Below are 18,512 nucleotides of genomic sequence, written 5' to 3' on the forward strand. Positions count from 1 at the left end.
ATGAATAAATTAAGAAAAATAATTGCGTTGATGCTTTCTCTGAGTGTAATATTTACAGCGGCAATATCAGTGTTTTCAGCTGAAAACTTTGATGATGACGGCAACAGAGATAATGATGCGGGACTAAGCGATGAGGAACAAAATGTTCTCATTCAAGACTCGCACCCTAAGCATGAACTGGATAACCCCGATGACGCGTACATAGAGGATATTGAATATGATACGTACATTATGGGTAAGAATGAATATGATGAAACAGTAAAAAAGCTTACAGCTTTTGAAATGTGGGTTCCTATTGATGATGGTTCATATCTTCAGCCAATCAAGGCAGGTGAATTTTTTCTGTCAGTGTGCCGCTACATAAACTGTGACTCATTTTATGACGAAGATGCAAACAAAGAAGACATGTGGGAAAAAGCCCATGATATGCTTAAAAGTATGGGATATGTAGATTTCAATATAGATTGTACGGATGAAATAAGTTTTGATAATGCACTCAGAACACTTGTAAATGCTTTGGGGTATAAGCAGATTGCTTATATGTATGGAGGCAATGATAATGCGTATATACAAATTGCCGCAAATTATGATATAACAAAGAACTTTCTGGATAACCGAAGTGCTTCTATCAGAAGAACTGATGCGGCATCTCTTCTTAATGATTCTATAAAGGCCGATGTATACATTTCATATGGAAATAACGGTCATAAAAGCATTAATACTTTAGAGTATTTCAAGGATGCTTATAAAATCACCGGAGTTGTAGAATCTGTTTCAGAGCATGCAATAACGAGTGGTGATACAATATATAAAGGTATTAGAATAGGAGATTATCTTCTTGCCAGTGACCGCAGTGATTTATATGATTACCTTGCGTGTAAGGTGGAGGCATATTACCGAAAGGAAGATTCCGGAGGAAATACTCTCTTATATATCTCTTATCACAAAAATAACAGCATAATAACGATAGACGGCGAAGATATTAAAAGTGTTGAAAATAACATAATACGATACTATAGCGACAATAAAACAAAAAAAGTATCTCTTAATTCATCAGCGAAAGAGATACTTAACGGATTTTCGCCAAAATCGTTAGACGAGGAAGATTTTTATAACTGCGATTATATCAGATTAGTGGATAACGATAACAATGGTAAGTACGATGTTGTTTTTGTATACAAATATGACATAATGGTTGTAAAACGTATTGTAGAGTCGCAGGGAATGATTTATGGTCTGTACAATGATGACCCAAACGGGTCATTAAAGGTAAATTTTGCTGACTGCGACATGACTGACCGTATGGGCAATCCTGTTGATGCTTATTATATAACAGAGGATTCAATTCTATCAGTTGCTAAAGATATTGAAACAAACAAGACAAAGATTATAGTAAGCAATTTGATGTATACCGGTGTAGTAAAGAGCACTAATGGCACTAAAATTAAATTTGAGGACAGGACATATAAGTATTCAACAAATGCTGAATACTATAAAGACGCAAAAGCAATTAAAAATGGAAATAAATATACGGTGTATCTTGATTACCGAGGTAGGATAGCCGGTTATGATTTGCTTAAAACTGACGATATACAATATGGATTCTTAATACAGGCTTGGATTGAGGATAACAGGAGCGATGTGATAGCCAAACTACTTCCTTATACCGGTGATATGAATGAATTCAAACTTGCAAGAAGTACAAAAATTGATGGTTTAACTTGCAAAGGTGCAGAAAAAATAATAACTGCATTAAAAATAGCAGCGGATTATCAGAGGTCTACGCTTGCAACACTGGATTCGTCATATAAGATAATGGCTGATTATAGTGATGACAGTTATGTGTATGTAAGAGTCCCAATTATGTATAAGCTCAACGATGAGGGAGAGATTAAATATATCGATACTCCATATCATAGCGACAATGAAAATCCGGAGTGGAATGATGTATTCCATGACAATTCTATGACAATGTATAACGATTTTTCTAAAAGGACATCTTCCATAAAACCGGGAGGCATGTATCTTAGAAATACACTTGCATTTAATAGTGATAACGGAAATAATGTGGCGATAAATTCAAAGACAAAGGTTTTTGTAGTTCCTGTTTCAAACGATAGAGGGGATATCGGAGATACATCACAGTATATTAAGACAAATTTAACCTATTTCGATGATTGGGTATATTATCCGCAGACCGGGACACAATACACAATCGAAAATCGCATTGAAGCATATAACGTGGATGAATCTCGGACAGCAGGTGTAATAGTATATTATACAAGTGACGTAATACCTGAGATAGATAAAAAAGTACCACTTACAGTAGTGGACGAAGTAGTAAAGGCAGTTAATGATAATGATGAGAGTGTAACTCGAATAATCGGCTGGCAGGGTAATGCTCAAATGCAGGTTGACCTTGCAGAAGATGTCTATCTGAAACGTTACTATAATGGACCTAACGGTTCAAAAATTATGTCGGAAGTAAAGCATGGTGATATAATTCGTTATGTTACAAACAGTAAAGGCGAGCTTGTGGATTATGTTAAGGTATTCTCTTTGAAGGATGAAGACAATCCTGATTATGTAAAAACAGGGAATGAAGAAGGAAAAACTGTTGAGCCGTCAACACTAAATAAAACAATGATTGCTGTGTCAGACGGAAAGTATGCTGAAAATGGCCATAATACATCACATATATACAATGCCATTGGTAGCTATAATTACGGTGCAATGTATAGATTGGTATATGGTACGTTGCTTTACAGAAACGGAACAAATCTTGTTCTGAAAACAAAGGTTGATACTGCTCTGGGACAGACAGACAAAATTGAAATAGCTGATTTCTCGGGATATAATGTGTTGTTTATTGATGAGACTACAAATAGAATATATGTTCCCACAGAGGATGATTTGCTCGCAGAGCAGAGTGCCGGAGAGGCAGCATCAAAGGTAATCCTTCATACCGAAGGCGGTAAACAGCGTCAACTAATTATAATAAAAAGGGCTGGATAAAAGCTCCTTTTATCTACTGCATAAATCGAACACAACAAATGAGAGACTGACTTATCTACAGACAGAAAATCCGAGGCGTGATACGTCAGAAATTGCACTTTCATTATATCAGTTTAAGCAACAAGATGGATATATACACGAATGACTGTCGTGTAATTTACGCATAAATTTATTATAGTAGGAGGAGTGATAAAAAGTGAATATTGATAAAGCGATTACATATGCGGAGAGCATCGTAAGAAAAAGCTTAAATTATTTCTATGATTGTTTTCCTACAGAACAAAGTGAAAATCTTGTGTTCAAAAAATTTGAGAACGTTTCATGGACTACCGGATTTTATGAGGGGATATTATGGCTTATGTATGAGCTTACAGGTGATAAAGCTTTTTATAATTCGGCAAAGCATCACAGTGAAATGTTTCATAAGAGGTTGGTTGACCGAGTTGAACTGGAGCATCATGATATGGGCTTCTTGTTTACATTATCAAGTGTTGCTGATTATAAGATAACAGAAGATGAACAGGCGAAACAAGACGGAATTGAGGCGGCAGAATGGCTTTTGAAGCGTTATCAGCCAAAGGGTAAATTCATTCAAGCATGGGGTTCTATGGATGATGCACAAAATTATCGATTTATTGTTGACTGTATGCTAAATATTCCGCTTCTATTCTGGGCGAGTGAAGTGACGGGAAACAGGAAGTATTACGATGCTGCTTATAATCATATGAAGACATCAATCGCAAATATTATCCGACCTGATGCGTCCTCATATCATACGTTTTTCTTTGACATGGCAACCAATGAGCCGCTTAGGGGAGAAACACACCAGGGATTTTCCGATGATAGCAGTTGGGCGAGAGGACAGTCATGGGCAGTATATGGTCTTGCTTTATGTTATCATTATACGCATGAGGAAGCGATACTGCCGCTGTTTGAACGTGTGACAAAGTATTTCATAGATCATCTTCCGGAGGATTATGTACCGTATTGGGATTTAATATTCTCCGACGGCAGCTGCGAACCGCGTGACACTTCAGCAGCTGCGATTGCAGCATGCGGGATTCTTGAAATGGAAAAATATTATCACAATCAAGAATTTCTTGATATAGCGAAAAAGATGATGTCAAGTCTTTCGGAAAAGTATACGACGGTAGATTATCTACAAAGTAATGGAATTATAAAGGACGGCATGTATAGCAGAAAGCATGGTCATAAATCGGAGTGTACAAGTTGGGGCGACTACTTCTATCTTGAAGCACTAATGCGTATGAAAAAAAGCGATTGGAAAATTTATTGGTAAGGAGAACAAATATGAAATACGGACATTTTGACGATTTGAATAAAGAATATGTAATAGATACTCCGAGAACACCGCTTCCATGGATAAATTATCTTGGAACAAACGGATTTTTCTCATTAATTTCAAATACTTCCGGCGGCTATTGTTTCTACAAGGATGCAAAGAACAGAAGAATTCTGAGATACCGATACAATAATATCCCTGCGGATAACGGTGGACGCTATTTTTACATAAACGATAACGGTGATTGTTGGACACACTCATATATGCCAATGAAAAAAGAACTTGATTTTTATGAGTGCCGTCACGGTATGGGTTACACGAAAATTACCGGTGAGCGAAATGGCATCCGCATTGAGCAGACCGCTTTTGTTCCTGTGGACGATAACTGTGAAATACATAGAATTAAGGTGACAAATACAAGCGGTGGGTCTAAAAACATAAATCTGTTTTCATTTGTTGAATTCTGTCTTTGGAATGCCCAAGATGATATGCTTAACTATCAACGTAACCTTAATACAGGTGAGGTGGAAATCGATGGCAACACTATATATCATAAAACAGAGTATAGGGAGAGAAGGAATCACTATGCTTTCTATTCCGTAAATACTCAAATAAGTGGATTTGATACGGATAGAGATACTTTTCTTGGTGCTTTTAACGGTCTTGACAATCCCGACAGTGTAATAAACGGTAGTAGCGGAAATTCAGTAGCTTCCGGCTGGTATCCTATTGCATCGCACCGGATTGATATTTCACTTAACGCAGGAGAAAGTTGCGAATACATATTTGTTCTCGGATATATTGAGAATGAAAATGATGAGAAATTTGAAAGTCTTAATGTAATAAATAAGACAAAGGCAAAGAAAATGATTGCAAGATATGAATCATCTGCACAATGTGATGCGGAACTTGATAAGCTTAAATCTTACTGGGATAATCTTCTTTCGGTATTTACGCTTGAGTCAAATGATGAAAAGCTTAACCGTATGGTAAACATATGGAATCCGTATCAGTGTATGGTGACCTTTAATATGTCAAGAAGTGCATCATATTACGAAAGCGGTATCGGCAGAGGAATGGGATTTCGAGATTCAAATCAAGATTTGCTTGGCTTTGTACATCAAATACCCGAAAGAGCAAGAGAGAGGATTGTTGATATCGCTTCAACTCAATTTGAGGACGGCAGTGCGTATCATCAGTATCAACCGCTTACAAAGCAAGGTAACAATGAAATCGGAAGTGGATTTAATGATGACCCACTGTGGCTGATTTTAGGCACTGTGGCATATATCAAGGAAACAGGAGATTATGGTATTTTAGACGAACAGGTGCCGTTTGACTGTGACAAAAACAATACGGCAACGCTTTTAGAACATCTTAATCGTTCGTTTGGACACGTTATAAATAATCTTGGTCCTCATGGACTTCCGCTTATAGGACGTGCGGACTGGAACGACTGCTTAAATTTGAACTGCTTTTCTGAAATCCCCGATGAATCTTTTCAAATTACGGGAGATGATGACGGCAAAATAGCAGAGTCTGTGCTTATCGCAGGAATGTTTGTGTATATCGGAAGAGAATTTGCAAGGCTTTACAAGGCACTCGGCAATGATGAAATGTATGAAAATGTTTCATATGAGATTAAAAAAATGACTGAAGCGGTATTGGAGCACGGATATGATGGTGAATGGTTCATAAGAGCTTATGATGCTAACGGTAATAAGGTTGGTTCCAATGAATGTGATGAAGGTAAAATCTTTATTGAATCGAACGGCTTCTGTGTAATGGCTGGAATAGGTAAGGAAGATGGCAAGGCACAAAAAGCACTTGACAGCGTTAAAAAATATCTTGAATGTGAATATGGCATTGTACTCAATTATCCGCCATATTCGAGATATCGACTTGAACTTGGTGAAATCTCGTCATATCCGCCGGGATATAAAGAAAATGCAGGAGTGTTCTGTCATAATAACCCATGGGTAATGATTGGTGAAGCAGCGATGGGTAACGGAGAAAGAGCGTTTGAACTGTATAAAAAGATTGCCCCTGCATATCTTGAAGATATAAGTGAAATCCACAGAACTGAACCATATGTATATTCGCAGATGATTGCGGGACGTGATGCGGTAAGAGCCGGAGAGGCAAAAAATTCATGGCTTACTGGCACGGCAGCATGGAATTATTATACGGTGTCACAATATCTTTTAGGCATACGCCCTGATTTTGACGGACTTATAATTGAGCCGTGTATTTCAAAAGGTATATCTGAATTTAAGATAACAAGAAAATTTAGAGGAACAATATATAATATTTCTGTAAAGAACATAGGAGAGGGAACGGTTAAAATAACAGCCGATAACGGAGTGGTAAATGGTACAACAGTTTCATCTGATGCGGAAATATGTAATGTAGAGGTGGTAATGTAATGAATTTCAATATACCAGATTTGGGGATTATAGATGACAGTTCAGGATTTCGCATTCTCTCCGCCACTACAGACGGAAGGTTTATCTCCGGTAAGGAAGGCGTAAAACATATACTATGTACAGGAGACGGAAAGGTTGAATTTGTAGCTTTCGAAAATCAGACTCTTGCCTATGTTAACTCGGTTCTTGGCTATGGTGCCTACTATCCGCTTCATTCTGTGAACAGAAAAGGTAAAATCAAGGCTGTGCTTATGGATTTGGATGGAACGTCGGTAAGAAGTGAGGAATTCTGGATTTGGATAATTGAAAAAACAACCGCCAGTATGCTTGATGATGAAAGCTTCAAGATTGAAGATAGTGATATACCGTTCGTATCAGGTCATAGCGTATCGGAGCATTTACAGTATTGTATAGATAAATACTGCCCGGGTGAGTCGCTTGATAAAGCGAGGAATTTCTATTTTGAACATGTTAATCATGAAATGAAGGAAATTATGGAAGGCAGAGGCAGAAAAAATTCTTTTGTTCCACAGGAGGGATTAAAAGAATTTTTACTCGCAATAAAAGCAAAAGGAATTAAGATAGGACTTGTAACATCAGGATTATATGAAAAGGCAATGCCGGAAATACTTTCGGCTTTTAGAACTCTCGATATGGGTGAGCCTACAGATTTTTACGATGCAATAATTTCAGCAGGATACCCGCTCCGCAAGGGAAGTGTTGGAACGCTCGGTGAGTTGTCACCGAAACCTCATCCGTGGCTTTATGCTGAAACCTGTGCAGTTGGACTCGGAATCAATTTTGATGAACGTAATAGCGTAATCGCTATTGAGGACAGTGGTGCCGGAGTATGTTCGGCAAGAATTGCAGGATATACAACAATAGGACTTGCGGGAGGCAATATAAAAGAAAGTGGAACAATGCCTATGTGTAGCCGCTATTGCAATAATCTCGCAGAAATACTTGATTACATAGAGGAGGAAGAGTAAATGGAGCGAAAAAATATAAAATGCCATTTTATATCCAATACCCATTGGGACAGAGAGTGGAAATTCAGTGCTCAAAGAACAAGACATATGCTTGTTACCGCAATTGATATGCTACTTGATATTTTTGAAAAAGAGCCGGATTACAAACATTTTCATCTTGACTCACAGACGCTCCCCATTCAAGATTATCTTGAAATAAAACCTCAAAAAAAGGAGATTCTGAAAAAGTATATAAGCGAGGGGAAACTTGCAGTTGGTCCGTGGTTTTGTTTGCCGGATGAGTTTTGTGTAGGTGGAGAGTCTCTTATAAGAAATCTTCTTCTTGGACATAAAATCGCAAACGAATTCGGCAAGGTTTCAAAGACCGGCTATTCACCGTTCGGTTGGGGTCAAATATCACAAATGCCACAGCTATATCATGGCTTCGGAATAGATTTTGCGTCATTTTACAGAGGTCTTAATACATACATGGCACCGAAATCAGAGTTCTACTGGGAGGGTGCTGACGGTACGACAATTTATGCTTCAAGGCTGGGTCAAAGACCGAGATATAATATGTGGTATATAATGCAACGTCCGGTGTTTTATGGTAAACGTGATGGTGATAATCGTCGCGTTTCATGGGGAGCGGGAGACGGAATATTCCGTTTTGCAGACCCGGCAAGGTGCGAATATGAATATCAGTATTCGCATAGAAAATATGAGTATCATGACGAATATATAGCTGAAAAGACGGAGCAGGCACTCTCTGAACAGGACGATGAGTGGACAACGCCTAACCGCTTCTGGTCAAACGGTCATGATTCATCAATACCGGATATGAGGGAAGCAAGGCTTATAAAGGATGCTAATGCTGTTTATGAAGGTGTCGATGTTTTCCATAGCACAGTTTATGACTTTGAGCAGAGCGTAATAAGAGATTTTAATAAAAACTCGCCAGTTTTAAAAGGAGAAATGCGTTATCCGTTTACAAAAGGCAGTGTAAGTGCACTGTTTGGTTGGATTCTTTCTGCGAGAACAAAGGTCAAACAGAAGAATTTTGAAACAGAACGATTGCTTACATCATATGCTGAGCCTATGGCTATTTTTGCAGCTTTATGCGGAGCGGTATATCCGCAGGAGTTTATTGATAAAGCATATAACTATATGCTTCAAAATCATGGACATGATTCAATCGGTGCGTGTGGCAGAGATGTTGTATATAATGACGTAGACTATCGGTTCAGACAGTCTCAAGAGATTGCAACCTGTGTGCTTGAAAGAGCTTTTATGGATTTATCCGGTGACATTGACTTTGCGGGATGGGATAAGAATGATATGGCACTTGTAATGTTCAATCCGGCTCCGTTTAAAAGAAGTATGACAGTTCCGTGTGAACTTGAAATTCCTCTTGAGTGGGAGTGTGACAGCTTTGAGATTGTCGATGCTGAGGGTAATGTATGCCCATATCAGAATATATCATCAATTAATCCTATGTATCAAATTGTTCAAGACTTGGCAGACGCAGTTGATGTGTTGCCTGTTTCAAGACATACGATAAGAATATTTGTTAAGGATATTCCGTCGATGGGTTATAAAACACTCAAGGTTGTACCTAAGTATCATACACGAGCTGCAACGCCGATCAATATGCTTTGTGGGATAAATACTATGGAAAATGAATATCTGAAGGTTAAGATAAATTCAAACGGTACGCTAAAGGTTACTGAAAAAGAAACCGGTAAGGAATACGATAATATCGGATATTTTAAGGACACAGGCGAAAACGGCAGCCCATGGGAGCATAAAACTCCGGAAATTGATGAGGAATATACAACTATTAATGAACAGGCGATTGTAAGTCTTGTATACAGTGGTGAGTTTGAAACGAAGTACAGAATAGTTCTTAATTGGGCAATTCCCGAAAATATAGTTGATGGTGGCAAAAGAAGAAGCTCACGTCTCGCCCCTTACAGAATAGAAATGCTTGTAACACTCAGAAAAGGTGCAAGATGGGTTGAATTTGAAACGAAAATTAATAACAATGTTCCTAATCATTACCTTCAAGTTTCATTTCCAACAGATATTGATACAGAGTTTGTATATGCACAGGGACAGTTTGATGTTGTAAAGCGTCCAATTGCGAAACCTAATTATTCGCTATACGATGAAATTCCGATGACAGAGCATCCAATGAATTCGTTTGTTGATATATGCAATAAAAATGAAGGCGTGGCGGTTTTGAATACCGGACTAAAAGCTTATGAAGCAGATAATGACTATAATCATACTGTGTATTTGTCATTGCTGCGATGCTTTGAACTTCGCATATATGTAACTCCCGAGGAGCAGAACTATTCGAGAATAGAGAACGGTTCACAGTCTTTTGGTGAACATACTTTCCGATATGCTTTTATGCCTCATAAGGGTGATTGGGAAGATGCTCAAGTATGGAAAGCTGCTGAAGATTTTAATATGGAAATACTAATTGGACAGACAGCACCAACAGAACATGGCAAGAATCCTCTTGAAAAGTCATTTATTGAACTTGAAAATGAAAATCTACACATAAGTGCCGTAAAACGCAGTGAGGACGGCTTAGGGTGTGTGGTGAGATTATTTAATCCGTCAAGTGAAACAGTTAAAAATAGAATTAGATTTAATGGTGGCATAGCGGAGATATCAGATAAACAATCGCCAATAGAAAGACAGGTACACTCGTTTGAACTTCCGTGTACGGAAAATAGGAAGTGGGCAAGTGTTAAAAAAGTCACGCTTGAGGAACTTTCAGAGACAGAGCTTTCAGTGGATACAAATGGCTGGTGCGATGTTGAAGTTACTCCAAAACAAATTTATACATTAAAATATGAATAATGTGCCGAAAACATAATTAATCGGTAGTGAGAAAAAGTTTACCTCGTTTTTTGAGGTGAACTTTTCTTTTATAATGTTAATATAGTAAAGGACTGTTTAGAATAGGTTTTATTTATTGGACAATGGATACCTTCCAATATTCTCTCTCTCTTTCTCCCTACAAAAAAACAGTCCTTTTTATATAATTAAATCGAAAGGGTGATATTCATGAAAAAATTCTTAAGTCTTGTAACGGCTATTGTAATGACAGTGTCGCTTTGCATTATGCCTGTTTATGCACAGACATATGAGGAAGCTGCAGCAGACGCTCAAAATGCGGAAATTAACTATAATCGTTCTGTGCCTCTTGAGGTCAAGGGAAATAAAATAGTTAAGCAGGGAACAGATGAAATGGTAGTTCTTCGTGGTGTAAATGTTCCGAGTATGGACTGGGGTATGGCAGAACATCTATTTGAGTCTATGACAATGGTCTATGATAGCTGGGGAGCTAATCTGATACGTCTGCCAATAAATCCTAAATATTGGAAAAACGGCAGCATATGGGACGAAAAAAACTTAACAAAGGAACAATATCAGAAATATATTGATGATATGGTTAAAGCCGCACAGGCGAGAGGCAAGTATATAATTCTTGATTGTCACAGATATGTTATGCCACAACAAGACGATCTTGATATGTGGAAAGAACTTGCTGTTAAGTACGGCAATAACAGTGCGGTACTTTTCGGTCTTTTGAATGAACCACATGATATAAAACCGGTAGGAGTTGAAAAACCAACTACAGTGGAACAATGGGACGTGTGGTATAATGGCGGACAAATTATAGTTGGTGGTGAAGAAGTAACTGCTATAGGTCATCAACAACTTCTAAACGAAATTCGCAAACAAGGTGCAAATAATATCTGTATAGCCGGCGGTCTGAACTGGGCATTTGATATAAGCGGTTTTGCTGATGGCTATAATGAACGCCCAAATGGATATAGACTAATAGATACGGCGGAAGGCCATGGTGTTATGTATGACTCTCACGCATATCCGGTTAAGGGTGCAAAAACCGCATGGGATACGATAATAGGTCCGGTAAGACGTGTTGCACCGGTGATTATAGGTGAATGGGGATGGGACTCATCCGACAAGAACATATCGGGCGGAGACTGCACAAGCGATATATGGATGAATCAGATTATGAACTGGATGGACGATACTGACAATCAGTATGACGGAATTCCTGTAAACTGGACAGCATGGAATCTGCATATGAGTTCATCGCCGAAAATGCTCTATTCATGGGATTATAAGACTACGGCATATAACGGTACTCATATAAAGAATCGCTTACTTTCATACAACACTGCACCGGAAAAGCTTGACGGTGTATATTCAACAGATTTCAGCACAGACGATGTATTCAGAAGCTATACTGCTCCATCGGGTAAGGCTTCGATTAAATATTCTGATGAAAGCGAAAATGTAGCGATAACACCTGAGGCGGCGAACTGGTATGCAACACTGAATTTCCCGTTTGATTGGGATTTAAATGGAATTCAGACAATAACAATGGATATTTCCGCAGCAACTGCTGGAAGTGTAAATATAGGTCTTTATGGTTCTGATATGGAAGTATGGACTAAAGCTGTAGATGTAAACACAGACGTTCAAACAGTAACAATAGGCATAAATGAGCTTGTGAAACAGGGTAATCCGCAGACTGACGGTAAGCTTGACGCCGCTCTTTCCGGCATATATTTTGGAGCCGCTACGGCAGATACGGGATCTATAACTATTGATAATGTAAAAATTGTAAAACTCGCTACACCTGTTTATACTGCCAATACATATCCTCATAAGGATATGGGAGAGGAAAGCTATATTGATATAGATACGACTGGCTTTAAAAAACAGACTACGGCGTGGAATTCCAAATTTACGGGAACAACAATGCAAATTACAGATGCGAATGTCTTAAACATAAATGGTGAGACAACAAAAACAAAATGTGTGACATATACAAGAGATGCAACTGATACTGAGGGTTGCAGAGCAAAATTTGACCTTAATACTGTTCCGTCTATGAATGCCAAGTATTTTACCATTGATATCAAATGTAATGGTATTGCACAGAAGCTGACAGTAAGTTTAAGTGGACTGGCATATATTACTGTAAATATGGCAGAGGACGATACTGATTGGCATCAATATATATACAGTTTAGAAGGTAATGTTGAATACCCTGAAGATATAACGTATGTTCAGATTTCAGCAGACACGCGAACAACTGCCGAATTTTATATTGATAATATTGGCTTCTCAAACACAAAGCCGAAACGTCTGATTCCGTATCCAGAAAAGACATTTGTTTATGATTTTGCTACTTATAATAAGAACACCACAAAATATGAGGCAGCAATATCCACAGAATCCGGAAGTGAGGGAGATACAATCGTTGCGACTAAAGAAGAAGGAGGGCTTGGATTTGATTCAAAAGCACTTGAGGTGAAATATTCAAGAAACGGAAACATACCGTCAAAGGCAAAGGTGGTTTATTCACCGAATGATTTCTTTAAAGGAAATGTAAATGACGATGAGCGTACTGCTAACCGTGCTACTTTAAAAACTGATATGGAATATATGACAGACTTTGTGTTTTATGGAAAATCTACAAGCGGCAAGAATGAAAAGATAAATGTTGGGGTGATTGACGCAGCAAGTGCGATGACTACTTATACAGACACTAAGGAATTCACTTTGACGACGGAGTGGAAACAATTTCGAGTTCCGTTTGATGAGTTTAAGATACTTGATGGAGGAAGCAATCTTGATTGTGCACGCGTAAGAGGTTTTATATTTTCTTCTGCTGAAAACAGTGGGGAAGGTTCATTCATGATTGATAATATAACTCATACAAGCATAAAAGGTGATATAGAATGGGGCTTACCAACTCCAACTCCTGAACCGACGCCTACTCCGCTACCGGACCCTGTAACTGTTACAACGGCAGAGCAGCTTGCAGCGATTACAAGCACTGAGGGAAATATAATTCTTGGAGCAGATATAGACCTTGGCACAACAGGCTTTACGACAAAAAGTGTGACACATCTTGACCTTAACGGTCATACATTGACATCTTCGGGACCGTTCGTAGTGGACCCAAGACACGAAATAACGATTGTTGACACAGGAAGCACCAAAGGTGCCATTATAAATACAGGTACAACGCAAACCTCTTATGGAATAAGAGGTACAACAGAAGCAGCGACAATAAATATTGACGGTGCAGAAATTGATGCGGGAGGTCAAGCGATATTGATTAATGTTGCAGGACGAAAGTGCAATATAAAGGACGCAGTAATTAACGGGGGCAGCTATGCCATAAACGTAGGAACGAACGGCGGTGAGATTAATATTGATAATGCTCTTATAAATAATAAAGCGGATTATAAAGGCTACGCACTTTATTTGCAGGGCGGTATTGCCATTATAGATGACGGAACATTTGGCTATAACGGAACCACAAACACTCTTCTTGTAGCACGTTCAAGTGAGTTGACAATTAATGGCGGCACATTCACAAATCCAAACAGTGGAAGAGGTGCTATAGTTACAGATAAACAATTTGTAGGTACTGTTACGATTAATGGAGGTGTTTTTGAGAATACAAATGCCGGAGGGTACAGTATCCTCGATAGCAATGAGGGCTATCAGTCTATAGACGCAGAAACAAGTGAGATTATAGCGTCACCGGTAATAAATATTAATGATGGAACATTCAAATCGGCAATAGGAAAAACAAAGCCAACAAACTCATCAGCAACTGAAATATCTATAAAAGGTGGGCAGTTTGCCGCAGACCCGACTGTGCTGTATCCAAATTGTATAGATACAGATATATATAGTATCACAAAGGTTGCCGAAGGCAAGTATGTTGTGACGGAAAAAGGAGTGGAACCAACACCGGAACCGACACCGGAGCCGGTAGCAAAAATTGTATCGAGTATTGAGGAAATTAACACTCTTACAGCGTCTGATGATTATGTAAAGTTGGGTGCAGATATTGATTTGGGAACATCAAGTATAAAGACAAAGTGTGCAATGCGTCTTGACCTTAATGGACATACATTGAGTGGAGGCGGCTCAACGGTCATAGAAGCAATGTATAACCTTACAGTTGTTGATACAGGTACAACAAAAGGCACAATCAAGAATGTTAATACATCAACTTCTTATGGTATAAAATTTGCAGTAAAAGATGCAGTTCTTACCATTGACGGAGCAAAAGTTGAGGCAATGAGTCAAGCGATAATGTTAAGCGGTACGGGTTCAATACTTCATTTAAAAGATTCTGTAATTAACGGAAATAGCTATGCGGTAAACCTTTCAAACGGTACTATAAATATTGAAAATACCGTTATAAATGATGATTCTGAATATAAGGGCTATGCTCTGTCAGTTGCCAATGGTACCGCGGTGATAAATAGTGGAATATTCAATTATAACGGGAATATGAGCAGTATTACCTTCTCGGGTTCAAGCGAAATTACAATAAATGGCGGAACTTTTAAGAATTCTGTTAGTAAAAGAGGTGCGATTAACACTGTAAAGGGCTTTTCCGGAACTCTTACAATAAACGGAGGCACTTTTGAAAATACCGCAGAGAATAACGGTTACAGTATTCTTGATGGTGATGAAGCCACTACAGAAACAGTGCCGGTAATAAATATCACGGGCGGAACGTTTAAATCTACTATTGGTGCGACAAAGCCCGCTAACACAACAACGGTCATCACTATTTCCGGCGGAACATATTCATTTGACCCGACAAACTATGTTACCGACACGGAAACATACAGAGTTATTGATAACGGCGATGGTACATACAAAGTAGCTCCGAATTCACAGGTGTATTCTGTCACACTTAATGCGTGCGGCGGAAGTGAAGTAATGGTTGAGGATTTTGAGGAAGAAAATATCCCTGATAATGGTATTGAACTTCCTATACCAACAAAAGCCGGATACAAATTTGACGGCTGGTACACTGAAGAAAACAATGGCAGTCAGGTTAATGGGATAACAAAAGACAATCTGTCTGACATCTTTAGAAACGAAGCAACAGTCACATTATATGCACACTGGACTCTGTTAAATTATACGATAACTTACGAGGGACTTAATGATGCAACAAACACCAATCCGTCAAACTATACGGTTGAAACTGAGGCAATAACTCTTGCCGCTCCCGGTACAAGAAAGGGATATACATTTGGCGGTTGGTACACTGATGTTGAATACCAAAACAAGATAGAAATAATCGAACAAGGCACGACGGGAAATAAAATATTATATGCAAAATGGGATGAAATAGCGTCAGGAAGTATTACCGCAAGCTTTGTATCAACGGGAACAATTCCGTCAGATATAGTACAAGGTACGATAAATGTGGCAGAAAAGGCATATGAAAATGATGAAGTTTCATTTACGGTTACGCTTCCTAAGGGATATACGTTGGAAAATGTTTTGTGTACTGCTGACGGAGAAAATTTAAACACTATTACAGAAGAAAATGGCAGCTATACATTCATAATGCCAGGTAAAAATGTTACGATAACAGTGAATGTACGTCCGATACAGTATACAATTAATCTGGATTTGCAAGAGGGTACAGGTACAACAACGACTATATACGGCAGTGTTGAAAATTTACCCGTTTTACCGAATGACAATCCGGAAAAACAAGGATATAACTTCAAGGGCTGGTTTGATGCACCGACAAAAGGAACTGTAATTACGATGGATAATCTTAATACCGCTTCAAATATGCTTGCACTGTTCGGAAATAATACAGAGCTTACAATTTATGCTCAGTATACAGAAGTGGGTAATTTTGTAGTTATATACTCTGCGGTAGGAGCGGATGAGGAAACAATTCCTACTGATAACACCCAATATAATATTGCGGAAACATCGATAATTAAAATTCCTAATCAAGAACCCAAAAAATTAGGATATACATTTGAAGGCTGGAAGACAGGCACTGATGACACGGTTTATAAATATGGTACACAGAATGACACATATACAGTCCCAAATGATATAAGCGGTGCTATTACATTTATTGCACAATGGTCAATAAATGAATATAAGATTACATATGAGCTTAATGGCGGAATAAATGCCGAAAATGCTCCTGTATCGTATACTATTGAAACAGATACGATAACATTGCCGGTTCCGACAAAGGATGGATATAACTTCGAGGGATGGTATACAGATGCTGCATTTGAAAATGCAGTTGCAGCTATTGCCAAAGGTTCCGTTGGTGATATGGTTTTATATGCAAAATGGTCGGAAAAAGATATGGCTGTATATAAGATAAACAGCTATGAAAAAGGGAATGTAAGCGTAAGAAAGCGTACAGACACAGATGATAGCTCAAGCGTTGTAATAGTTGCATTTTATAAAACATTAAACAATAATTCTGTCTTGATTAAGACGTCAATAGCCGAAATAGGAGCTATTGAAAAAGGTGATGATATATCAAAGACAGTGGAAGAACCGGAGGACTATTCTTATGCAAAAGTATTTATGTGGAATGACTTAAATGGAATGATGCCACGTTGTAATTCGCTGAAGATGGATAAATAATATAACAAAACATCTAAATATTAATTTATAAACAGAACATATAACCGACTGTAAATTCTTATCTTAAAAAACGTTACCCATGTCAAACTAAATGGAATTTTGTGTCGTTTGTATGTTCTGTTGGTTATTTATTATAAAATAAATTAAAAACGTGCAAATATTATACCAAATCAGAGTGGTTTTTCTATATACCCAATATAATTTATAGTGACAAAACGGATTAGCCATATCCGTAAAAGTGTATAAACTCTATGTTTTTCAGTGTTTTGCACATGGCTATTATAAATATCAAAGGAGTGAAAATAGTGTCAGAACTTTATCCTGTTCGCCTTATTCCTGTTTTTAAGGATTATCTCTGGGGTGGAACAAAATTAAAAACTGTGTTTAATAAAAAATCAGAACTGAATATACTGGCAGAAAGTTGGGAACTATCGGCTAATAAGGACGGTCAAAGTATAATAGCCAATGGTAAATATCAAGGATATGGCTTGAAAGAGTACATAGATATAGTTGGAAAGGAAATTGTAGGTACAAAAGGTCTTGCCCTTGACGATTTTCCAATACTTATAAAGTTTATAGATGCAAAAAAGAATTTGTCTGTGCAGGTTCATCCCGATGACGAGTATGCCACTTGCCATGACGGTGCAAATGCTAAGACAGAAATGTGGTACATACTCGATTGCAATGTTGGTGCATATCTGTATTACGGATTTAAAAAAGATATTACAAAGCAGGAATATCAAGATGCAATCAGAAGCAATACAATAACAGATGTACTTAATAAGGTGCCTGTTCACAAAGGAGATGTATTTTTCATACCTGCGGGAACTGTACATGCGATAGGAGCGGGAATTCTTATATGTGAAATACAACAGAATTCCAATACGACTTATCGTGTATATGATTATGATAGACGCGATAAGGACGGGAATAAAAGAGAATTACATATTAGAGAAGCTCTTGAATCTTCAAATTTGAAAAAATCTACTTATTCAAATTCTGTGCTTGATGGTGATGATATTATTTTGACTCAATGTGATTATTTCACCGTTCGTCGACTGAAAGTACAAAATAGAGTGCAGCTTAGAATTGATAAAACAAGCTTTCATTCACTTATAATTACAGACGGAAGCGGGGAATTGTATATGGGTGGAGAGATTCTTAAACTGAATAAGGGAGATAGTATATTTATCCCCGCTCAAAATAATGAATATACTGTTAGCGGACCTTGTGAAATTATATTATCATTTTTATAAAATTTTAAACAAACCTAAGGAATGGAGTGAT

General features: G+C 37.9%; 7 protein-coding genes. All 7 read left to right on the top strand.

The window, feature by feature from the left end; translation table 11 throughout:
- The 7 genes from LKE05_RS07675 to LKE05_RS07705 all read left to right on the top strand — a co-directional run bounded on the left by LKE05_RS07675 (position 1) and on the right by LKE05_RS07705 (position 18,481).
- The gene (locus LKE05_RS07675; RefSeq protein ID WP_147514795.1) at positions 1-3,015 is read left to right on the top strand and encodes a hypothetical protein; all 3,015 of its coding nucleotides are present in this window, start codon (positions 1-3) and stop codon (positions 3,013-3,015) included.
- A gap of 196 nt (positions 3,016-3,211) precedes the next feature.
- A complete protein-coding gene (locus LKE05_RS07680) occupies positions 3,212-4,315 on the top strand; it encodes a glycoside hydrolase family 88 protein (RefSeq protein WP_147514794.1) in 1,104 nt (367 codons plus the stop codon).
- A gap of 11 nt (positions 4,316-4,326) precedes the next feature.
- Positions 4,327-6,744 carry a glycoside hydrolase family 94 protein gene (locus LKE05_RS07685; protein ID WP_147514793.1) on the top strand — a complete coding sequence of 806 codons (2,418 nt, stop codon included), beginning with the start codon at positions 4,327-4,329 and terminating at the stop codon, positions 6,742-6,744.
- Positions 6,744-7,733, top strand: coding sequence for an HAD family hydrolase (locus tag LKE05_RS07690; protein WP_147514792.1), 990 nt, complete (start codon positions 6,744-6,746; stop codon positions 7,731-7,733). Before LKE05_RS07685 ends, LKE05_RS07690 begins: the two co-directional genes overlap by 1 nt.
- Positions 7,734-10,586, top strand: coding sequence for an alpha-mannosidase (locus LKE05_RS07695; protein WP_147514791.1), 2,853 nt, complete (start codon positions 7,734-7,736; stop codon positions 10,584-10,586).
- Positions 10,587-10,793: 207 nt separating this feature from the next.
- On the top strand, positions 10,794-17,225 hold the full coding sequence (locus tag LKE05_RS07700; RefSeq protein WP_308456441.1) for an InlB B-repeat-containing protein: 6,432 nt from the start codon (positions 10,794-10,796) through the stop codon (positions 17,223-17,225).
- A gap of 305 nt (positions 17,226-17,530) precedes the next feature.
- On the top strand, positions 17,531-18,481 hold the full coding sequence (locus LKE05_RS07705) for a type I phosphomannose isomerase catalytic subunit (RefSeq protein WP_022230329.1): 951 nt from the start codon (positions 17,531-17,533) through the stop codon (positions 18,479-18,481).
- Positions 18,482-18,512 lie beyond the last annotated feature (31 nt).

Source organism: Hominilimicola fabiformis (assembly GCF_020687385.1).
Taxonomy (GTDB): Bacteria; Bacillota; Clostridia; order UBA1381; family UBA1381; genus Hominilimicola; species Hominilimicola fabiformis.

Bases quoted from the DNA above. Each gene is read 5' to 3' on its own strand.
- LKE05_RS07675 (WP_147514795.1), top strand. From the start codon at position 1: ATGAATAAATTAAGAAAAATAATTGCGTTGATGCTTTCTCTGAGTGTA.
- LKE05_RS07685 (WP_147514793.1), top strand. From the start codon at position 4,327: ATGAAATACGGACATTTTGACGATTTGAATAAAGAATATGTAATAGAT.
- LKE05_RS07690 (WP_147514792.1), top strand. From the start codon at position 6,744: ATGAATTTCAATATACCAGATTTGGGGATTATAGATGACAGTTCAGGA.
- LKE05_RS07695 (WP_147514791.1), top strand. From the start codon at position 7,734: ATGGAGCGAAAAAATATAAAATGCCATTTTATATCCAATACCCATTGG.
- LKE05_RS07700 (WP_308456441.1), top strand. From the start codon at position 10,794: ATGAAAAAATTCTTAAGTCTTGTAACGGCTATTGTAATGACAGTGTCG.